Source organism: Ruegeria atlantica (genome assembly GCF_013032505.1).
GTDB lineage: Bacteria > Pseudomonadota > Alphaproteobacteria > Rhodobacterales > Rhodobacteraceae > Ruegeria > Ruegeria atlantica_F.
Genome location: NZ_WQCG01000002.1, coordinates 577,092 through 598,549, shown reverse-complemented (window position 1 = coordinate 598,549; position 21,458 = coordinate 577,092). Strand labels below are relative to the sequence as shown.

General features: G+C 55.8%; 17 protein-coding genes and 1 pseudogene. 9 read left to right on the top strand and 9 right to left on the bottom strand.

The features are described 5' to 3' along the window. Nucleotides 1-16: 16 nt before the first annotated feature. Together GOW92_RS09760 and GOW92_RS09755 are read right to left on the bottom strand one after the other, a co-directional pair. Nucleotides 17-328 (bottom strand): annotated as a pseudogene (locus GOW92_RS09760) (acyl-CoA dehydrogenase family protein); the annotation flags it as partial. A 354-nt stretch (nt 329-682) separates the two neighbouring features. After that, the gene (locus tag GOW92_RS09755; RefSeq protein ID WP_170560278.1) at nt 683-3,034 is read right to left on the bottom strand and encodes an FAD-dependent monooxygenase; all 2,352 of its coding nucleotides are present in this window, start codon (nt 3,032-3,034) and stop codon (nt 683-685) included. Nucleotides 3,035-3,167: 133 nt separating this feature from the next. Here GOW92_RS09755 and GOW92_RS09750 point away from each other — a divergent pair, with 133 nt between their 5' ends. After that, the gene (locus tag GOW92_RS09750) at nt 3,168-3,623 is read left to right on the top strand and encodes a MarR family winged helix-turn-helix transcriptional regulator (RefSeq protein ID WP_170560276.1); all 456 of its coding nucleotides are present in this window, start codon (nt 3,168-3,170) and stop codon (nt 3,621-3,623) included. Nucleotides 3,624-3,896: 273 nt separating this feature from the next. Here GOW92_RS09750 and GOW92_RS09745 read toward each other — a convergent pair whose 3' ends face one another. Both GOW92_RS09745 and GOW92_RS09740 read right to left on the bottom strand, forming a co-directional pair. Further along, the gene (locus tag GOW92_RS09745) at nt 3,897-4,784 is read right to left on the bottom strand and encodes a tryptophan 2,3-dioxygenase (protein ID WP_170560274.1); all 888 of its coding nucleotides are present in this window, start codon (nt 4,782-4,784) and stop codon (nt 3,897-3,899) included. Then, nucleotides 4,781-5,536 (bottom strand): GntR family transcriptional regulator, encoded by a 756-nt coding sequence (locus tag GOW92_RS09740; RefSeq protein WP_170560272.1) that lies wholly within the window; start codon nt 5,534-5,536, stop codon nt 4,781-4,783. The genes GOW92_RS09745 and GOW92_RS09740 overlap by 4 nt, the downstream gene beginning before the upstream one ends. 103 nt (nt 5,537-5,639) lie before the next feature. On the opposite strand from GOW92_RS09740, the gene kynU reads away from it, so the two are divergent. The 5 genes from kynU to GOW92_RS09715 all read left to right on the top strand — a co-directional run bounded on the left by kynU (nt 5,640) and on the right by GOW92_RS09715 (nt 11,457). Continuing rightward, nucleotides 5,640-6,881: a kynureninase gene (gene kynU / locus GOW92_RS09735; RefSeq protein WP_170560270.1), complete on the top strand. Its 1,242-nt coding sequence runs from the start codon at nt 5,640-5,642 to the stop codon at nt 6,879-6,881. A 133-nt stretch (nt 6,882-7,014) separates the two neighbouring features. Continuing rightward, on the top strand, nt 7,015-7,770 hold the full coding sequence (locus tag GOW92_RS09730) for an SDR family NAD(P)-dependent oxidoreductase (protein WP_170560268.1): 756 nt from the start codon (nt 7,015-7,017) through the stop codon (nt 7,768-7,770). A gap of 44 nt (nt 7,771-7,814) precedes the next feature. Next, complete coding sequence (locus GOW92_RS09725; RefSeq protein ID WP_170560266.1) at nt 7,815-8,615, top strand: enoyl-CoA hydratase family protein; 801 nt, start codon at nt 7,815-7,817, stop codon at nt 8,613-8,615. 80 nt (nt 8,616-8,695) lie between these two features. Continuing rightward, nucleotides 8,696-9,841, top strand: coding sequence for an acyl-CoA dehydrogenase family protein (locus GOW92_RS09720; protein WP_170560263.1), 1,146 nt, complete (start codon nt 8,696-8,698; stop codon nt 9,839-9,841). A gap of 2 nt (nt 9,842-9,843) precedes the next feature. After that, on the top strand, nt 9,844-11,457 hold the full coding sequence (locus tag GOW92_RS09715; protein ID WP_170560261.1) for an AMP-binding protein: 1,614 nt from the start codon (nt 9,844-9,846) through the stop codon (nt 11,455-11,457). An 81-nt stretch (nt 11,458-11,538) separates the two neighbouring features. Here the strand turns inward: GOW92_RS09715 and pcaF are convergent, their stop codons facing one another. From pcaF to GOW92_RS09690, 5 genes are all read right to left on the bottom strand, one after another. Further along, a complete protein-coding gene (gene pcaF / locus GOW92_RS09710; RefSeq protein ID WP_170560259.1) occupies nt 11,539-12,741 on the bottom strand; it encodes a 3-oxoadipyl-CoA thiolase in 1,203 nt (400 codons plus the stop codon). 12 nt (nt 12,742-12,753) lie between these two features. Next, on the bottom strand, nt 12,754-13,158 hold the full coding sequence (locus GOW92_RS09705) for a RidA family protein (protein WP_170560257.1): 405 nt from the start codon (nt 13,156-13,158) through the stop codon (nt 12,754-12,756). Further along, a complete protein-coding gene (locus GOW92_RS09700) occupies nt 13,155-13,550 on the bottom strand; it encodes an acyl-CoA thioesterase (protein ID WP_368040269.1) in 396 nt (131 codons plus the stop codon). The genes GOW92_RS09705 and GOW92_RS09700 overlap by 4 nt, the downstream gene beginning before the upstream one ends. 345 nt (nt 13,551-13,895) lie before the next feature. Further along, nucleotides 13,896-14,414: a MarR family winged helix-turn-helix transcriptional regulator gene (locus GOW92_RS09695; RefSeq protein WP_254452968.1), complete on the bottom strand. Its 519-nt coding sequence runs from the start codon at nt 14,412-14,414 to the stop codon at nt 13,896-13,898. 408 nt (nt 14,415-14,822) lie between these two features. Then, nucleotides 14,823-15,731 (bottom strand): LysR substrate-binding domain-containing protein, encoded by a 909-nt coding sequence (locus GOW92_RS09690; RefSeq protein WP_170560255.1) that lies wholly within the window; start codon nt 15,729-15,731, stop codon nt 14,823-14,825. Nucleotides 15,732-15,823: 92 nt separating this feature from the next. Here GOW92_RS09690 and GOW92_RS09685 point away from each other — a divergent pair, with 92 nt between their 5' ends. Genes GOW92_RS09685 through GOW92_RS09675 form a run of 3 tightly spaced genes read left to right on the top strand, consistent with a single transcriptional unit; the run spans nt 15,824 to nt 20,987 of the window. Next, nucleotides 15,824-17,344, top strand: coding sequence for a trimethylamine methyltransferase family protein (locus GOW92_RS09685; RefSeq protein ID WP_170560253.1), 1,521 nt, complete (start codon nt 15,824-15,826; stop codon nt 17,342-17,344). Further along, nucleotides 17,331-18,506, top strand: coding sequence for a mandelate racemase/muconate lactonizing enzyme family protein (locus GOW92_RS09680; protein ID WP_174822474.1), 1,176 nt, complete (start codon nt 17,331-17,333; stop codon nt 18,504-18,506). The genes GOW92_RS09685 and GOW92_RS09680 overlap by 14 nt, the downstream gene beginning before the upstream one ends. Before the next feature lie 12 nt (nt 18,507-18,518). Beyond that, nucleotides 18,519-20,987: a GcvT family protein gene (locus GOW92_RS09675; protein WP_170560251.1), complete on the top strand. Its 2,469-nt coding sequence runs from the start codon at nt 18,519-18,521 to the stop codon at nt 20,985-20,987. Nucleotides 20,988-21,458: the final 471 nt, after the last annotated feature.

Here is a 21,458-nt window from a genome sequence, read left to right as displayed (position 1 = left end):
ATTGGTTTTCGAGTTGTTACTGGAACGCTTGCAGCCCTGACGGGCCACGGCCCGGTATCAGCGTGTGCGCATCATGCGTTCCCTCATATGTGTTCACCGCCTCTAGGTTCATCACATGCTGTATGATCCGGTATTCGTCGTTCACGCCGTTACCACAGTGCATATCACGTGCTTCGCGCGCGATGTTCAAAGCCTTGCCGCAATTGTTGCGTTTCATCAGGCTGATCAACTTGGCCGAGTTTTCATGACTGTCCATCAAACGACCCAGTTGGAGCGAGCCTAAAAGGCCCAGCGAGAATTCAGTCTGCATACCTGCCGGTTGTTCTTCGACCTCAACCAGATTGCAATTTACGCCACCCCCGTTGATGAATTCCTTGTTTCGGCCGGTGTTGGCCATGAGTCTGTCGGCATCAATCATTGTCAGATCACCGTTTGCAAACCAGCCATCTGCGTCAAATGCGCGTTCAGTTTCATCCGGCCGATTGAGGTAATCGCCAAACACTGATGTCCCCCGGACTTGCAATGCGCTTTCCTGGTCTGGTCTCAGAACGGTCACGTCATCGAATTCCGAGAGAAGATCCATTTCCCATCTGTGATCTGCATTTCTTGTGATGACAGCAAAGCGTTGTGCAGGAAGCTGTGGTCGATATGCGGCACACCTTTCCCCCCTGTTGACCGGTGATCACACCGTTTTGGTGTGGCGTCCGGGCGCTGCTTTGCGTTGCTGTTCAAGCATCTTTTGACGGTTCTTCTCAGCCTCGCGGAAAACCTGCATGGCGCCGCTTTCGTATTGTTTCGCCCATGTTTTTTTGTTCAGAGCACCGTACCAAGCAGCAGCCTGATGGGCGAAAAATGGGTTCCACATATGCGGTCGGCCAATCGCGACCAGATCCGCGCGGCGGGTGTGCAGGATGGTATTAACCTGTGCGCCTTCGGTGATTGCACCCACGGCCATAGTGGCAATCTTGGGCACGTTGCGCACCGTTTCAGCCAGATGAGCCTGGAACATACGGCCGTAGACGGGTTCTTGATCCGGGATGGTCTGGCCGGCGGAAACGTCGATTAGATCACAGCCCGCATCGCGGAACGCTACTGAAATGCCAATCAGGTCCGTTTCGGTCAGCCCGCCTTCTTTCCAGTCCGTGCCTGACACCCGCACTGCCATGGGCCGTTCGGACGGCCACACGTCGCGCATGGCCTCAAACACTTCCAACGGGTAACGCATACGATTTTCCAGACTGCCGCCATAATCGTCAGACCGGATGTTGGTGAGCGGAGACAGAAACGATCCCAGCAAATAGCCATGCGCACAGTGGAGCTCGATCATGTCAAACCCGGCACGTGCCGCTCGCTCGGCGCCTTTTACGAAATCGGCCTTTATCCGATCCATCCCGGCTCGGTCCAATTCTGCCGGTATTTGGCTTAGCCCATCGAACCACGGGATCGAAGACGCGGATACCAACGGCCAATTCGCTGCCTCGTCCTTTAGCGGCTTGTCCATCTCCTCCCAGCCTAGCTGGGTTGATCCCTTGCGACCGGCATGCCCGATTTGCAAGGTGACTTTCGCGGCTGAGGTCGCGTGGATCATGTCCACGATGCCTTTCCACGCGGTTTCCTGTTCGTCGTTCCATATGCCTGGGCAACCTTGGGTAATGCGGGCATCCGCCGACGGGCAGGTCATTTCGGTGTAGATCATCCCCATACCGCCATGTGCATGACCGACATAGTGCACTTTGTGCCAGTCATTGGGCACACCGTCATCATCGCAGCTATATTGCGCCATCGGTGACATAACCACGCGGTTCTCAAGCTCCATCTCGCGCAGCTTGAATTTAGAGAACATCGGGGTAGGGCGGGATTTGGTCAGATCCTCGCCGGTTTCGCGCAGATGGCGGGCATACCATTCGTCGTCAGCTTTGCGGACAAATTCGGGGTCTCGTACAATCAGATTGTCATAGGTGATGGATTTGGCGCGGCACATCACCACCATCGCGAACTGATATGGCTCCATATCCCAGGATCGGCTCATATGTTCGAACCAGGCCAAAGATACATCGGCGTTGTGCTGTATGATTTGGCAGGGCGTGCGGCGCGCGTCGTCATACGCTTGGAACGCCTTTTGCACATCGTCCTCCGCGTGCTCCAGGAGCGCGTCGGATAAAGCAATAGCGCATTCCATTGCCAGTTTGGTGCCTGATCCGATCGAAAAATGGGCGCTGGCCTTGGCGTCACCGAGAATGACGATGTTATCAACAAACCAGTTTTCGCAGAACACGCGCGGGAAGTTGCGCCAGTTTGAGCGGTTCAGAAGCAGGCCGTGCCCGTTCAGCTCCTCTGCAAAGATTGCTTCCAACTTGGCCCTTGAACCTTCTTCGTCAAATTCTTCGAAGCCGTGGCCTTGCCATGTGGCTTCGTCCATTTCGAACACCCAGGTCGAATGTTCTTTTTCGTACTGATAGCAATGGGCGACCATGTGGCCATGTTCAGTCTCGCGGAAGAAATAGTTGAATTCCCCCATCGGGCGGGTCGATCCCATCCAGCAGAACCGGTTACTGCGCCATTTTGTTGTTGGTTGAAACCCGTCTTTGTTGGCCTCGCGAAGTGCTGAATTTACCCCATCGCCCGCGACGATTACGTCGGAATCGGCAAATTGGGTACGGATGTTCGCTGCGTCAACCTCAATGCCGAAGGTCATCTTCACGCCCAACTCGGCGCAGCGTTCTTGCAGGATGGTCAACAGGGTTTGGCGCGAGGTTCCACAGAACCCGTTCCCGGCGCAGCGCATTTCCTCTCCTTTGAAATGAACGGCAACGTCATCCCAATAGGCGAATTTATCACGGATCCTTTCGAAAACAGGCTGGTCCCGGCTTAGAAATTCATCCAGCGTCTCATCAGAGAACACAACACCGAACCCGAACGTGTCGTCAGCCTGATTGCGCTCATAAACCTCAATATCCCAGTCAGGACGCGCCTTTTTTGTCAGAAGTGCGGTGTACAAGCCGCCTGGGCCACCCCCGATAATGCTGATTTTCATCTCAACTCCCTGGATATCGATCTCGGATTCGACATTATGTGTAATAACACATAATATGCATTTGTTTAAGCTTAAAGCAAATGTCATAATAGGCTTATGAAGAAATTTCACGAACCCCGGACGAGGCCCGTTCATGAAGATTCAAGACGTTGATCCGCCAGAGTTTCATCTGACGGTCCTAAACCGTCAGATTAGGGACATGATGAATGGCGTGCTGCGCAGGCACGGCCTGAAACTGGTTGAATGGCGTATGTTGCAGTGCCTCGCAGATGAGGGGTCACTGTCTGTCTGTGATTTGTCATCACTGGTTGTAGTCGAGCGAACCGCAACCGGACGCCTTGTCGATCGTCTTGCCGAAAAAGGCCTTGTTCAAAAAAAGCAGATGCCCAACGACCGCCGCTTTTCGGTCGTGACCCTGCGACCTAAGGGGCGCGAGTGGTTGGCAAAATGCAGTGAGGACGTAGACCACGCTCGCACGCAATTGTTTGCGGGCCTTGGTCAGGACGATATTCAGCAGTTTTTGGAGGTATTGCAGATACTGCAGCGAAACGCGGGGCTGGCAGCCATCCCGCGCCGAGCCAAGTCATAGCCGACGCGAGGCGCGCCGCCACCGCCGCTATTCGCCCTGCCAAAATCCGGCAAGGGCAAAACATGGAGTGGCGCCTCGTTCGAGATGTGGGAAAGGAATTCTGAAAATGGGCGGCTTCCGGGCCGAACTGCTGGGTTTCCTGAACGGTCAATACTGCACGTTGCTCTGCACTCCCCACCTGAAGCCCAGACAAATTGGGGGCGATATCCCCCCAACCATGGCGTTTGGTTAATAGGTTCGCTCAAGCTCGGGTTTTTGAGAAGCGGAAATACTTCATGCGGACGCTTGCCCATAAAACAGTTCCGAGCGCATGTCATAAAGATCGTGGAAGAAGCGCAGCTCAAGCGCCTTTTTCAGAAAGGCAACCCCGCTGGAACCGCCGGTGCCCTTTTGCATCCCGATTACACGCTCGACGGCAGTCGCGTGATCAAAACGCCAGCGCTGAAACAGGGATTCCACGTCCATCAGTTTTTCAGCCAAGGCGTACAGATCCCAATACTTTCCGGTGTTCTGATAGACTTCGACCCAGATTTTGACGATGCGCGGATCCCCTGAATAGGGTTGCGAATAGTCGCGCTCCAGCAGTTCCTGCGGAACGTCAAAGCCGACTCGGGCAAGCAGCGCCAGCACCTCATCGTAGAGCGACGGCTTGACCAAAGCGTCGTTTAACATCTCCATGACTTCGGGGTCATGCTCGTGCACTTTCAATGTCGATGTATCCTTGTTACCCAGGATGAACTCGATCTGCCGATACCCGTAACTCTGGAAGCCGGACGAATTGCCAAGTGCCGCGCGGAATTTCATGTAGTCCGCAGGCGTCATCGTCAGAAGTGTCTCCCATGCGACGATAAGTTGACGCTGAATGGCCTTGATGCGATCGATGTTCTTCATGGCTTCGCCGAAGTTATCTTCGCGAATAAAGCGACGCACTTCGCAGAGCTGATGGTGCATCAATTTTAGCCACAATTCGCTGACCTGGTGAATGATGATGAACAGCATTTCATCCGGTTCAGCAGGGTCCTGGAAGGTTTCTTGTAGATTCAGCAGGGATTTCAGCTGGAGAAAGTCGCCATAGCTGTTACGGTGTTTGGCCGCGAAATCGGTGACAAGGGTGTCCTCGATCCCCCTTTTCAGAAATTTCTCATCTTTCTTCTCGCTCATGGCGATGGCTCCTCAGGGGTTGGCTTGTTCTGCGCGTTTTCCGGAAACAGGGACTGAATCGACTGATAGGCGTCGGATGTCAGGTTTATATGTTCGGTCATCAGGTCGCGGGCTTTGCGTTCTTCCCGATCCAGAGTCGCCTCCATCAACGGTGTATGAACGGCGATCCCCATGACTTTCGAAAGTTTTTCGTTAACGACATCTCTGACTTCTGGCTGTTCCGCCGCAACTTGCTTCGCACGTACCAGGATGTAGCGATGATAGCGCGTGCGCTGCGTTTCGATCTGCTCCAACAGAGTATTCATCCAATGGGAGCCGCTGGCTGAAATCAGTGCTTCATGAAAACTTTGGTGCCGCGCCGCCCATTTTTCCGTCGCCTCGGATGTTGCGTCCAAACCGGGTGGTCTGTGCTTGGCCAATTGGTAATGACTGGCAACGATTCTCCCCTCCCAATCTTCATCCCCATCGCGGATCGAAGACACTAGCATTTCGGTTTCAAGTAACAGGCGGGTTCTGTCGAGGTCCCTGAGTTCGTCCAGCGTAATCGGAGCCACGCGGAAGCCGTGATTGAAGGAATTAACAACCAGTTGCTCAGCGCTTAATCGGTTCAATGCCTCGCGCAGCGGTGTCGTCCCAAAGCCGAATTCACTTTGCAAAGCCGCAGCCTTGAGGCTTTGGCCGTCCGAAAGCTCACCCCGCAGAATCATCTGACGGAGCTGACCATATACTTCTTCGGCAGCAGATTTTCGCATGTTGCGTTATACACAAATTAGTACATTTTATATAATATGGACATAGAAACCTTATTGTGTAAAGCGTCATGGGGAAGATTTGAGCGCCAGACCCAAGGGAAAGATGATGCTGACAAGAGATGACTGCGCCGCGCTGGACTCACAGGATGCACTGGCTGCGTGTCGGGACGAATTTCAGTTGCCGGACGGGGTGATCTATCTCGACGGGAACTCCTTAGGGGCATTGCCCAAGCGCAGTGTCGACGTTCTGAGTCGAACAGTCGAAGACGAATGGGGTAACGGGTTGATCCGTAGCTGGGGGGCGGCTGACTGGTTCACACTGCCCGAGCGCCTTGGCGATCGTGTTGGTCGGTTGATCGGTGCCGCGCCTGGCCAGACCATCGTGTGTGATGGTACCTCGATCAATATCTACAAAGCCTTGCGTGCAGCCATGGCGTTGCGCCCGGATCGTAAGGTCATCGTGTCGGAAAAAGGCAGCTTTCCCACCGATCTTTATGTTTGCGAAGGAGCCATGACTTCGCAAGAGGGGGCGTCGCGCCGCTTGCTGGGTGTCGATTCCGACAGTCTTGAGGATCTGATTGATGAACAGGTTTCCGTCGTCCTGTTGTCCAACGTCGATTACCGGACAGGTAAATTGCTGGATATGGAGAAGATTACCAAGCTGGCTCATGATGCGGGTGCGTTGATCATCTGGGATCTATGCCATTCTGCCGGCGTCGTTCCGATGGAACTGGATGCGATCAAGGCCGATTTCGCGGTTGGTTGCACCTATAAATACCTCAATGGCGGCCCCGGATCGCCGGCTTATATCTATGTCGCTGAACGTCATCATGACGCCGCGCATCAGCCGCTTTCCGGTTGGTGGGGTCATGCGGACCCGTTTGCGTTCAACCACGAGTTTGTACCGACCAAAGGCATTAAACGTTTTCTCGTCGGAACCCAGAGTGCGCTGGCGCTGCGAGGTGTAGACGCCGCGTTGGAATTCTTCGACCGGGTTGATTTGAGGGCGATCCGCGGCAAGAGCCAATCTCTGTGCGACACATTCATAGAGCTTGTCGAACAGCATCCGGTTCTGCGCGGGCTAGAGGTGGTATCGCCGCGCGACCCTGATGAGCGGGGCAGTCAGGTTTCGCTCTATTTCGAAAACGGTTACCCGGTTGTCAAAGCGATGATTGAGCAGGGCGTGATTGGAGATTTCCGCGAACCGGGCATCATGCGCTTTGGGCTGGCTCCGTATTACCTGCGCTATGTTGACCTGTTTGACGCCGTCGAGGTGATGGCGGACTGCTTTGAGCGCAAGGTCTGGACTGAGAAGAAATACAGCGAACGCGAAACTGTTACCTAAATCCAAAACTGGGCGGGTGCAGGGCATGCCAACGACAGCTGCGCTTTGCATCCAAAAGCTTTCTACTTAAAATATTTTCTCTTGAAATGGTTTTGTGGGTCCTTGTAGGATTGAGTCAACATCGGAGGGCCCATTGAGTATCGATCAAAAACACGTTGTGGTCAGCGGCGGCGGCAGCGGGGTTGGCGCTGAAATTGCGGCCCTGTTTGCAAGCCAAGGCGCTAACGTATCGATACTTGGTCGCCGTGCCGAGCAGTTGAACGAAGTCGCCGCACGGATCGACGGGCTTGCGGGCGTTTGTGACGTAACGGATCGCGCTTCGGTTGATCAAGCACTGCAAGAGTGTATTGATCATCATGGGCCAGTAGAGATCGCGATTGCCAACGCAGGCACGGCGCCTAGCATGCCGTTTTCAAAGATGACGACCGAGGATTTTGAAAGCACGATTTCAGTCAATCTGACAGGCGTGTTCAACCTGTGGCAAGCCAGTCTGGGCAGTATGAAAGAAGCAGGATGGGGACGTCTGATAGCCATATCCTCGACCGCCGGCCTTAAAGGATATCCCTATGTCTCGGGGTATGTCGCCGCTAAACACGGGGTCGTGGGGCTGACCCGCGCCTTGGCCCTGGAACTGGCTCAGAGCGATATTACCGTCAACGCGATCTGTCCCGGCTTCACAGATACCCCGCTACTGGAGCGGTCGATAAAGACCATCATGGACAAGACTGGCCTGAGTGCAGAGGACGCTACAAAGTCGCTTTATAAGACAAATCCGCAACGCCGGTTCGTCCAAACCGACGAGGTCGCCGGGACCGCGTTGTGGCTCTGCTCGGATGCGGCGCGCTCGGTCAACGGGCATTCGCTGACCCTGTCGGGGGGCGAAATCTAGGATCGAGTTGGGCCAAGGAACCGAGCCCCAAGGAAGGAAGCGCAATGAACGCCGACACCACGCACTTCAAATGCAAAATAGAAAACGGAATCGCGATAGTCGCCTTGGATCGTCCGGACCGTAAGAACCCGCTGACCTTCGAAAGCTATGCCGAACTGCGCGATTGGTTCCGCGATCTGCATTACGACGACGAAGTAAAGGCGGTTGTATTTGCGTCGAACGGCGGCAATTTCAGCTCGGGTGGAGATGTGCATGACATCATCGGTCCACTGAACCGAATGAACATGAAAGAACTGCTTCGCTTTACCCGCATGACGGGCGATCTGGTGAAGGCCATGATTAACTGCGGCAAGCCGATCATCGCTGCTATAGACGGCGTTTGCGTCGGCGCCGGCGCCATCATAGCGATGGCATCGGACCTTCGGATTGCGACACCAGAAGCCAAGGTTGCCTTCCTGTTTACCCGTGTCGGGCTTGCAGGTTGCGATATGGGGGCCTGCGCCATTCTTCCCCGGATCATCGGTCAGGGCAGGGCGGCCGAATTGCTTTATACCGGGCGATCCATGTCCGCAGATGAGGGAGCCGCCTGGGGGTTTCACAACCGGATTGTGGACGCCGATCAGCTGGAAGGCGCGGCGTTGAAGCTGGCAGGCCAGATCGCGGCGGGTCCGAATTTCGGGCACATGATCACCAAGACCATGCTGGCGCAGGAATGGTCGATGTCGATTGAGCAGGCGATCGAGGCCGAAGCGCAGGCGCAGGCCATCTGCATGCAGACCGGAGATTTTGAACGCGCCTATAATGCGTTTGTCGCTAAAGAACGTCCGGTGTTCGAGGGAGACTGATCCATTGGACCGCGTATTTTTTCGATCTCTGGGCACTTCGGGCGGGAGCAATTTGAAATTGAGGATAGGCGGGCGTCGAAATGGCTGATCGAAGTTTTTTGCAGTGGCCGTTCTTGGACGATCGGCATCGGGATCTAGCAACCTCCCTTGAACGCTGGTGTGCGGACAATCTTAACGTAGTTCATGCTGAAATAGATGTTGCTTGTCGCAAGTTGGTCGCGGATCTGGGTGCAGCGGGATGGTTGGAGCATACGGGTGGTGAGCTGGATGTCCGGACGCTTTCGCTGATCCGGGAAACACTGGCCCGCCATGATGGCTTGGCGGACTTTTCCTTTGCGATGCAGGGGTTGGGAACCGGGGCGATCTCGTTATTTGGAACCGACGCGCAAAAGGGAGAGTGGCTGCCGCTGACACGAACCGGAAAGGCGATTGCCGCTTTTGCGCTGACCGAGCCGCAATCGGGATCAGACGTGGCCAATTCGACGATGACCGCCACGCTGGACGGTGATGATTATGTGTTGAACGGCGAAAAGACCTGGATCTCAAACGGGGGTATCGCGGACGTCTATACGCTGTTCGCCCGAACCGGAGAAGCGCCGGGGGCACGAGGATTGAGCGCATTTGTTGTACCCGCTGGGCTACCCGGGTTCGAAGTTGTCGAACGTCTGCAGGTTATTGCGCCGCATCCGTTGGCGACCTTACGATTTACGGATGTACGGATCCCCAAAACAGCCCTTCTCGGAGCGGCCGGTCAGGGGTTCAAAGTGGCGATGGCAACGCTGGATGTGTTTCGAACAACAGTGGCCGCCGCTGCACTGGGTTTCGCCCGCCGGGCGTTGGATGAAGCTTTGTACCGGGTCCACGCGCGCCAGGTGCAGGGTGCGCCGCTTTTCGAATTACAGATGGTGCAAGGTCATATCGCGGACATGGCAATGGATGTGGATGCGGCTGCCCTGCTTGTTTATCGGGCCGCCTGGGCCAAGGATAGCGGGGCCGCGCGGGTTACGCGAGAAGCGGCGATGGCAAAACTGTTTTCAACCGATCAGGCGCAACAAGTTATCGACAAGGCCGTGCAATTACACGGCGGCGATGGTGTCAAATACGGGCAGAAAGTCGAGGAATTGTATCGAGATATCCGTGCGTTGCGTATCTATGAGGGTGCTTCGGATGTTCAGCGTGTTGTGATCGCGCGCCAAACCATGGCCGCGTTTCAAGGAGGGAACTGAGAATGCTTGGACCGACCGCGCATACCGATACCTTTACCCGCAACAATCTACCTCCTGCAGACATGTGGCCCGAATTCAATCTTGAAGGGTTCGAATATCCGGAACGCCTCAATGTGGGGGTGCAATTGACCGATGCAATGGTTGAAAAGGGTTTTGGCGATCACACGGCGCTAATCGGAAATGGCAGACGGCGCACCTACAAAGAGCTTTCCGACTGGACCAACCGCCTGGCGCATGTGCTGGTCGACGACCTGGGTGTGAAACCCGGTAACAGGGTGCTGATCCGATCCGCCAACAATCCGGCGCTGGTAGCCTGCTGGCTGGCCGCAACAAAGGCGGGTGCAGTTGTGGTGAACTCAATGCCCATGTTGCGGGCCGCTGAGTTGAAGGCGATTGTAGACAAAGCCGAGATCACCCATGCACTGTGCGACATGCGGCTTATGGATGAGTTGGAGACTTGTGCAAAGGATTCTCGCTTTCTCAAATCCGTGATCGGGTTTGATGGCACGTCAAATCATGATGCCGAACTGGACCGGCTTGCGCTGGAAAAACCGGTGCGTTTCGACGCAGTCGAGACTGGGCGTGACGACGTGGCGCTACTGGGTTTTACGTCAGGTACAACCGGCGACCCCAAAGCCACGATGCATTTTCATCGTGATCTGCTGATCATAGCGGACGGATACGCCAACGAGGTTCTGGGCGTGACCGAAAGGGATGTGTTCATTGGTTCGCCGCCGCTGGCTTTTACATTCGGTTTGGGCGGACTTGCGATTTTTCCGTTGCGTTTTGGCGCGGCGGCCACACTGCTGGAACAAGCCAGCCCGCCGAATATGGTTGAAATCATCGAGCAGTACAAAGCAACCGTCTGTTTCACAGCGCCAACTGCTTATCGTTTCATGTTGCAGGCGATGGAAGAGGGCGCTGATTTGTCTTCTCTGCGGGCGGCTGTCTCTGCTGGCGAAACTCTGCCAGCACCGGTCTATGACGCCTGGATCGAAAAGACCGGCAAGCCGATGCTGGATGGTATTGGTGCGACCGAGATGCTGCACATCTTTATATCAAACCGATTTGACGATCACCGCCCCGCTTGTACTGGTAAACCGGTAACCGGCTACGAGGTGCGCATTCTGGACGACGATGGCAACGATATGCCCGCTGGCGAGGTCGGAAGACTGGCGGTGCGCGGTCCGACCGGTTGTCGTTATCTGGCTGACGACCGACAAGCAATTTACGTGCAAAACGGCTGGAACGTGACTGGCGACAGCTTTGTGATGGACGAGGAAGGGTATCTACACTTTGCCGCCCGCAGCGACGATATGATTGTATCGTCTGGCTATAATATTGCCGGGCCCGAGGTCGAAGCCGCGCTGCTTTCACATTCGGCAGTGTCGGAATGTGGGGTGATCGCCGCCCCGGACGAGGCGCGCGGACAAATTGTACAGGCGCATGTAGTGCTGGCTGATGGCTATGACGCCAGCGATGAAACGATCAAGCTCCTGCAGGATCATGTCAAAGCAAGTATCGCTCCATACAAATATCCGCGAAGCATCAAGTTTTTGGATGCTCTCCCTAAAACGCAGACCGGAAAGATCCAAAGATTCCGCCTCAAACCCTGAGGTGGCAATCATCGCGTCCAAGAACCACGTAAGGGCATTTTGCCCCCCTGGTACAGTCACCATGGGCTGGCAGGATTGGCCTCAGGCGCGTTCCAGAATAATGGCCGTCCCTTGACCGACACCAATGCACATTGTGCACAGGGCATAACGTTTTCCGCTACGCCGCAACTGATGCGACGCTGATAGAACCAGCCGCGCACCGGTCATACCCAGTGGATGGCCCATTGCTATGGCACCGCCATTTGCGTTGACGTGTTCAGCATCATCAGCAATGCCCAGTTCTCGCAGACAGGCCAGCCCCTGACTGGCAAACGCCTCATTCAATTCGATGATATCCATATCTTCGATAGTCAGCCCTGTCCGCGCCAAAAGCTTGCGAACTGCCGGAACGGGGCCAATGCCCATAACACGCGGTTCAACCCCGGCTGAGGCGCTACCGACCACGCGGGCCATCGGCGTCAACCCATGGGTTTCGATGGCTTTTTCAGATGCCAGCAGCAGGGCCGCGGCCCCGTCATTCACACCCGAAGCATTGCCTGCCGTCACGCTCTTATCTGTTCCGTTAATCCCGCGAAGCATAGCCAGTTTTTCCAGTTGTGTGCTGGGCCGGGGATGTTCGTCTGTGTCAAACACAATCGGTTCGCCGCGACGCTGCGGGATCGAAATAGGCGCGAGTTCATCTGCAAACAGACCAGCCGCATGCGCCGCCTGCCAGCGTTGTTGCGAGAGCAGCGCAAAGGCGTCCTGATCTGCGCGACTTATGCCCCAGTCTTCGGCGACATTGTCTGCGGTTTCCGGCATGCTGTCGATCCCGAAGGCTGCCTTCATCGCAGGATTCACAAAGCGCCAGCCAATCGTCGTATCGTGAATTTCAGCAGCACGGCTATAAGCGGTATCACTTTTCGGCATCACAAACGGCGCCCGGGTCATGCTTTCCACTCCACCGGCGATGACGAGGTCATATTCTGCCGCCTTGATTCCGCGCGCAGAAACAGACACCGCATCCATACCCGAAGCGCAAAGCCGGTTTACCGTGAAGCCCGCCACCTCGACCGGTAGGCCGGCCAACAGCCCGGCCATCCGGGCGACGTTGCGGTTATCTTCACCTGATTGATTGGCACAACCCAGCACGATCTCATCCAGCACGGACCAGTCGACGGACGAATTGCGCCCGACAAGAGATCGAATGACGTGTGCGGCCATGTCGTCGGGCCGGATCTGGGACAAAGAGCCCCCGTAACGTCCGATTGGAGTCCGAACTGCGTCGCAGATGAATGCTTCCATGGTTACCCCAGTTCAGACATTTGGCGCGATATAAGCTGTGGCCTCGATTTCAAGCAATGCCTCGTCTTCGACCAGATCCTTTATCATGATCATCGACATAGCAGGGAAATGCTTGCCCATTATTTTTCGGTAGGCTTGACCCACCTCCCGCTGATTGGCGAGGTATTCAGCTTTGTCTTTAACAAACCATGTCAGACGGCCGATATCTTCGACTTCGCCCCCGGCCGCGCGGACAATGGCGACGATGTTGGACAGGGTTTGTTCCATCTGGCCGATAAAATCCTTGGCGACAAATTCCTGTTGAGCGTTCCAGCCGATCTGACCGCCGACATGCAAGGTGCCGTCTGCCATTAACATGCCATTCGCATATCCAAGAGCCGGAGCCCAGCCTTCGGGTTGAATGGTTTGCGGTTTCATTCTTGTGGTCCCATTAGTTGTTCCAGTTTTTTCCTTACCGATTTGGGCCAAGGCGTCGATTTCGTGTTTGCATCAATACAGACCATCGTGTTGACGACTGTGAACCTCAACTGATTGTCGCACCATCCCTCGGTACGCAGTTGTAGGCTGGATTTCCCCAGCCGTTCGACAGAGACACACATGTCCAAAACGTCGCCATGTCGACTGACAGCGGAGAAAGTCGCCTCAAGCGCCACCGTTGGCCCCGCGTGGGTTTGGTGCATGTGCTCGAATGGCCATCCAATCTGATCGCTGAACAATGCTTCTATCGCATCGTTCACCATCTCGAAGTAACGCGGATAGAAAACTATCCCAGCCGGGTCGCAATGCCGGAACAGGATTTTTTGAGTCACTGAAAAAGGCGCACATGGCCCAGGCAATGGCCGCCTCCACGAAATTGTCACACTGGTTCATGGTATTCTATGTGTGCAGTCTGTAGTGTTCAAGCTTAGAAATTTTGAACTTAAAGTAAATTGTTACAGCGCCGCCGTTCTTGCATGCAAATTTGGGTGATTTGGCTGGAGAACTGCAACTTAGTGACTATGCCCCACTTAAGTAGTCCGCCGTTACGTATAAGGAAATCGGAGAATTCGCGATAGGAAACAAGCGACAAAAGCCGGACGAGATTGTCACGAAGCTGCGGCAGATTGAGGTGCTTGTTGAGTAAGGAATGACGCGGTTCTATGCAATCCGCGAGGTTAGCATGGTCGCGCACTCGTCTCGGTATCGCTCACAGTTTTGAATTGGCTGGAACGTTCTTCCAACGCCTGATTGAAACTCAGAAGGCGGGTTTCTAGGGCTGTGGCTTCTTCTGGCGTCACATCCTGCAAAAGTTCGTCAATCCAGGACTTGTGTGCCACCGCCTGCCGTTGGAATTCTATTTGGCCTTTTCCTGTAAGGCAGACCCGAAAGGCTCGCCTGTCGCCAGGTACGGCCGTGCGTTCAGCCAGACCCTCCACAGCCAGCCTGTCAATTATTCCAGTTACATTCCCATTGGACACGCGCAATAACCCTGAAAGTTCGCTCATCTTAAGGCCATCAGGATAGCGGGAAAGGGCGACCATCACATCAAAACGCGGCAAAGTCGTATCAAAATCCCGTTTCAAATTCTGCCGCAGCTGGGCCTCGATCATCCGTGAAGTTTTCAGAAACCGGAGCCAAAGGCGCAGATTTTCTTTTCCATCGCCAACGCTTGCCTGTTCTAGTTCCGGGTCCAAGAGTATTCCCCTAAGTTTGGCACAAGTTTTTGATATTTCGCGCTCTGATCTGCAGCTTAGCCGCAATCAAGTGACGCGAGAATTTGCCCCAATTCAGATACCCATAACTCTAAATATTTTTACTTAAATATTCAATGTCGATATTAAAGTGTTTTGGCCGCGAAGAGGCCATTCAGGCACTTGCTGTACCTGAGACTCCTGAAACCATGAATTTCTAGCTGAACTATCAGCAACCAGCCCTTCGTTTATTACGCAGAGAACGGCCGGAAAGAGCCCAACTTGTGTATTTGATTTCATAGCTGTTCGCGCCCGCAGTTCAGATTTTTCCGCGCGGGCATCATCTTGAACACGGCAACTGCTGTGCAAGACTGCGGTTGCGCAGTCATTTGCGGATGCCGGAAAGCGATTTCAGTCGACACCTCGGGCGGAAAGTATCCAGTCGCGGACAATCTTAGCCTCTGGCGTCAGCGGTCGGGATTTGGACCAGACCAGATAAAACCCCTTTCCGGTTCTCCACGTCCATTCTGGTCTCGCGGCCAGCATACCTTGCTGAATCAGCGGTTCGACAATGTGATGCCAACCGAAGGCAAATCCTTCACCCGCCATTGCCGCTTGCAGGACTAGAGCGTAGTCGTTTAGGCGCAAACCACTACGGGGCGTGACTTCGGTGATGCCGAATTCGCGAAACCATTGATCCCACGAAGGACGCTCGCGAATGGGTTCTTCCAAATGAATGAGGCGTTGGTTCAGCAGGCCCGGTACGCTCCGGAGGGTCACTGCCGCAGCCATGACGAGGGGTGATGCGACGGGGTATATCACTTCGTCCGATATCAACTGCGCCTCGCAGTCCGGCCAATTGCCATCTCCGAGCCGTACCGCAAGGCTTATGGTTTCAACGGCCAGGTCCGGTTCTCGGTCACTGGATTGCAGACGCAGATCAATATCAGCGTGATTTTTCTGAAAAGACGCGATGCGGGGCATAAGCCAGTAATTGTTGAACGCCGAAGAGGCGCTGAGCGTGACGTGATCGTTGCTGGCAAACTGCCGGATCGACGCTGCGGAATGTGACAGCATCTCGAAGGCGCGGGTGACATCGGCAAACAGACGGGTTCCAGCGTTTGTCAAAGATATCCGACGATGGCTACGCCGGAATAATACAGCACCAAGCGAAGTCTCCAACTGCTTGATTGAAGCACTGACCGCTGGTTGCTGCACGTTGAGCTCCTGCGCCGCTCGCGTGAACGATTGCAGGCGGGCGGCGGCCTCAAATACGACCAGATGGCGGGGTGAGCCCAGTTGTTTCCAGAGTTTTTGCATAATCTGTGTTTATGCTAAACATACAATTTTTCAAGCGTCACAACGCTGCAGTCCTAAAGGTAATATCATGCGAAACATTGGAGTGACTCATAATGGCTCGGCGCGCACGTCAATCCCGATCCCGCGGTTCTGAGACCGGTTCGGTTCCGGCTTTCCCCTATATTCAGCGTCATCTGGCTTATTTTGACCCTCTGAACGAAGAGGATATGGCCCGTCTCGAAGCGCAGGTTGACTGGATATTCGAAGATGTCGGGATCGCCTTTCGCGACGACCCCGAAGCGTTGGCGCTTTGGCAAAAGGAAGGTGCTCGGATCGATGGTGACATTGTTCGCGCCGATGCGTCGTGGATTCGTAGTTTGTGTTCGAAAGCGCCTAAAAGCTTCACTCAGGTTGCGCGCAACCCCGAGCGATCGGTTGTCATTGGTGACGGCAATCAGGTCTTTGCGCCGGTTTATGGTGCGCCTTTCGTTCGCGACCTGGAAGGAGGCCGTCGGTATGGAGATCTGGAGTCCTTCGAGAAGCTGGTTAAGCTAACTTATATGCACCCGAACCTGCATCACGGCGGGTTCGTGACCTGCGAACCCTGCGACGTGCCGGTCAGCAAGCGCCATTTGGACATGATGTTCACGCACATGACCATGAGCGACAAGCCGCATCTGGGTGCGATCACCGAGATGAGCCGTGCGCAAGACAGCGTCGACATGGCTGAGATCGTCTTTGGCGCAGACTTCATGGAAGAAAACTGCGTGATCATGGGCAACGTGAACACGAACTCGCCGCTACTGGTTGACCGGGTGGTGACAGAGTCGGCGCGGGTTTACTCGTCACGTGGTCAGGGTCTGATCGTGGTGCCGTTTATCTTGTCCGGCGCAATGGGTCCGGTCAGCACAGCCGCCAGCGTTGCTCAGGCGATGGCCGAAGCGATGATGGTATGCGCTTATGTGCAATTGTTACGCCCTGGCGCGCCCTTTGTGCTGGGTAACTTCCTGTCTTCAATGTCGTTGAAATCCGGTGCGCCAACTTTTGGCATGCCCGAGCCGGTGATCTCGAACTACACCATCGGCCAGTTGGCCCGCCGCGCGGGTCTGCCGTTGCGCTGTGGTGGCTCGCTGACGGCGTCCAAGATCGAAGACGCGCAGGCGGCTTATGAATCAGCAGACTCGATGCACTCGACCATGTTGGCCGGTGCCAACTTTGTTCTGCATTCGGCCGGATGGCTGGAAGGTGGCCTGTGTACCGGTTTTGAGAAGCTAATCATGGATGCAGATCGTCTGGGCAGTTATCAGAAGGTACTGAGTCAGGGTCTTGATACCAGCGACGAAGCCTTCGCTCGGGACGCGTATGGCGAGGTCGGGCCCGGCGGGCACTTCCTCGGCTGCGGTCACACGATGCGCAACTATCAGACCGCATTCTATGAACCTAAGCTCAGCGACAGCGAGAATGTGGAAAGCTGGGAGGAAGGCGGCGCCAAGGACATGCGCCGCCGCGCCTATGAGCGCTGGAACCAGATGCTCAACGAATACCAACCGCCCGCGATGGACGAGGCCAAGAAAGAAGAACTGACCGCCTATGTGGCGCGCCGCAAAGAGGAAATCCCGGATGCCTGGTATTAAGATTACCGGTGTTCGGGCGACCCCGGTCAATATCCCGTTGGAAAAACCGATGTGGTGGACCGGCGGGCATTATCCGGGCACGTCGAAAACCATCATCGAGGTTGAGACGGATCAGGGCCTCGTCGGTTTGGGTGAGGCTCCGTCGGTTGGTGTGGTAGAGGCAATTCGCGCCATGGGCGAACGTCTGATTGGCACGGACCCGCTGGATATAGCGGTCTGCGAAAGCTTATGCGTGCCGCCCTGGCAGATCGTGCAGAACACCGATGACAATTCGGTGGTGAAAGCCTTTGGCGCAATTGAAATTGCTCTTTGGGACCTGCGCGGCAAGGTGGCGGATGAGCCTCTCTATCGCTTGCTGGGCGGTGCGGTGCGCAAAAATATCCCCTTCACCGAGTATTTCGGGTACCGCGAAGGCGGCGAGATGAGCCCGGAGGCTGTCGTCGACTACTGCATCCGCATGCGCGAGGAACATGGCAGTACCATGTTCGAGGGCAAGTTGATCCTCGGTAACCCCGAGCTTGAGATCGACACGGTCAAGGCCCTGCGTCACGGTCTGGGCCGTGAGGCGATGATCCGTCTGGACAGTAACATGCAGTGGAGCCTGCCCACCGCCATGCGCGTCTTCCGCGAGATCGAGCCCTACAACATTCGCAACTACGAAGACCCGGTTGCCACTTTTGAGGAGATGGCGGAGCTGCGCCGTTACTTCACCATTCCGATCTCGACTCATGTGCCGGAAATCCGCAAGGCGGTAGCTTTGGGTGCACCCAATTACATCGTCACCAATTTCGCCGTGCTGGGTGGGATTTCCCGCGCTGTGAGGTTCATTGGCGCGTGTGAGGCGATGGGCATCGGCTTCTGGTGCTATTCTGGTGATGCCGGGATCGCCACTGCCGGATATCTGCACATGTCTGCGGCGATGCCGTGGATATCCGAACCCTCGCAATCGCTGTTCCGCTGGCAGATCGGCGACGTGATCGAAGGCGGGCCTTTCCGCCAGAAAAACAACGTGATTTCCGTGCCCGAGGGTCCCGGCCTTGGGGTTTCTCTGGATCGCTATGCCCTTGCCCATTGGCACAACCATCTGGTCGAGAACGGACCGCTTGACCACTTCCATGACCCCGCAATTCCCGGTCGTTTCCGCCGGTTGCCCCTCAACTGAGAGAGACTCAAAATGCCTGAGATTCAAAAAGACGAAACCACGTCTGGCAAAAAGCTTCCGTCCCACGCCAAGGTCGTTGTCATCGGCGGCGGCGTTGTGGGCTGTTCGATCCTATTCCACCTGGCCAAGTTCGGCTGGAAAGACGTTGTCCTGCTGGAACGCGATGAACTGACATCTGGTTCAAGTTGGCACGCAGCCGGTCAGATCCACACCATTAGCTCGGACCCCAACATCTCGCGTCTGCAGAGCTATACCATCGACCTCTATAAAGAAATCGAGGAAACCTCGGGCCATTCGGTCGGCATGCACATCACCGGTGGTTTCTACGCGGCTTCGACCAAGGAATGGTACGACTACCTCAAGCGGGAGCGCTCGAAAGCGCGTTACATGGGCCTGCATCAGGAATTCATCAGCCCGCAGGAACTGGCCGAGCGTCACCCGCTGATTGATCCCAAACACTACCACGCCGCCCTCTGGGACGAACAGGACGGTGATGTAGATCCGTCGGGCGCGACTTACGCTTTCGCGAAATCCGCCCGTCACCACGGCGCGCAATACTTCACCCATTGCGGTGTTACTTCGATGAGCCAGCGCCCCGATGGCAGTTGGGATCTGACCACCCCCAAAGGCGTTATCAACGCCGCGCAGGTTGTGAATTGCGGCGGCCTCTGGGCGCGCGAAGTGGGCCACATGTCGGGCATCCACCTGCCCGTACAGCCGATGGAGCACCACTACCTGATCACCGACGCGATCCCGATGATCAAAGAGCGAATGGAAAGCATGGGTGAAGCCGGTCGTCTGCCGGCGGGCATCGACTATGAGGCCAACATCTATTTCCGACAGGAACGCCATGGCATGCTGCTAGGCACCTACGAGCCGAAATCGACTCCATGGAAGGTCGACGGTACGCCATGGGATTTCGGGCACGAGCTGCTGCAACCCGACCTGGACCGCATCGCCGACCGTCTGGAAATGTCGTTCGAGCGTATCCCGGCCATTGGAGAATCCGGCATCAAGGACACCATTAATGGCCCGTTCACCTTTGGGCCCGATGGCAACCCGATGATTGGCCCTGTTCCGGGCATGAAGAACTACTGGGTCGCCGTGGGCGTCATGGCAGGCTTCTGTCAGGGCGGCGGTGTTGGCCTGACCATGGCCGAGTGGATGATCGACGGCGAACCTTCGATTGACGTCTGGGCGATGGACGTGGCGCGGTTTGGCGAGTTTGCAACGCCGGACTGGGGCACCATCAAGTCCTCGGAAAACTACGAGCGCCGCTTCGTGATGACCTTCCCGAACGAAACGCTGCCCAAGGGCCGGATGCAGAAAACCACCGCGCTCTATGATCGTCTGATCGACAAGGGTGCCGTGATGGGTCAGGGCTTTGGTCTGGAAAACGCGCTGTGGTTTGCTGACAACGCCGAGGACGCGCATGAAACCCCGACCTTCGAGCGCAACCGCAGTCACGACTATGTTGCGCGTGAAGTAAAAGCGGTACAAGAGGCCGTGGGCGGTATCGAGATCGCAAACTTCGCCAAGCATGAGTTCAAGGGCGCCAGCGCGCGTGACTACCTGAACCGCACTCTGGCCGGTTACGTCCCGAAACCGGGCCGTCTGGCGCTAACCCCGATGCTGACCGAAAAAGGCCGTCTCTATGGAGACCTGACCGTCGCATGTCTAGCCGATGAGCACTTCATGCTGTTCGGTTCGGGCGCGATGCAGGATGCGCATAGCCGCTGGTTCCAAAAGGACCTGCCGGCGGATGTGAGCTATGCCAATGTCTCGGATGACTGGCACGGGATTGCACTGTCCGGCCCCAAATCGCGCGAGCTGCTGGCGCGCATCACCCGCGACGACGTTAGCGCCGATGCCCTGAAGTTCCGCGATCTACGTCAAACCTTCGTGGGCGGTGTGCCGGTGATCCTAAACCGTATCTCGTTCTCGGGTGAGCTGGGCTTTGAGATCTACTGCAAGCCGATGTACCTACTGCGTCTGGCCGAGGCGATCGAAGAGGCTGGTGCCGATCTGGGCTATCGCTGGTACGGTGCACGCGCGCTGATGTCCTTGCGTCTAGAAAAGGGCTGGGGCGTCTGGACCACCGATTTCCGTCCCGACTTCAACGCGGTCGAAGCCGGCATGGATGTATTCATCAACTGGAAGAAGGACTTTGTCGGCAAGGGCGTGACTCTGAAGTTCAAGGAACATGGAGTTGCCCGCAAGCTGGTCACCCTGACCATCGACGTGGACGGCATCGATGTTTCGAACGATGAGGCGATCCTGAAAGACGGTGAAGCGGTCGGTTATGTCTCGTCCGGCGGCTACGGCCACCGCGTCGGCAAGTCTATGGCGATGGGCTATGTCGCCTCGGGCAGCGCGGCACCGGGAAGCAAGCTACAGGTGGAAATCCTGGGCGAGTTCTATGATGCCGAAGTGCTGGGCGGTCCGCTGTACGATGCCAATGGTTCGAATATGAGGGCGTGAGAAAGGAAAACCAAAAATGGGTCGACCCGAGATCAATTTTGTACAGTCAAGCATCAGGTCAGTTGAACTCAACAGGTTCCTCTTTCTGATTATACCGGGCCTCTCGGCACTGGAATTGGGATCAGGGATTGACTCATTCGCGGCGGCCAACGTGGCCTCTGGCTGTTGTGTGTTCGAGGGCTATGTTACAAAGCTCTAGCTATTGCCGCGCTTGGCATTAGCCCGTGGATGGTTTTCGGTCCCGACTAGTCAAAGACCAACTCATAATCTCCGTTAAGGGCGCGCAATTTCCGCGACGGCACGAGTCTGCACAGTCTCGCTACCTGTTCGTTGCCATTGGGAAAATGCTGCTCGTCGCACCAAAGTTTGCTTCTGCGAAGCTGCAGTGGTGCGGCCTTCAAGCATAGCTACGGTGGCTCTAGGTTGATCGCGATGTCGCGAGTTTGCCCAGATCCCAGAAAATGTCGCTGC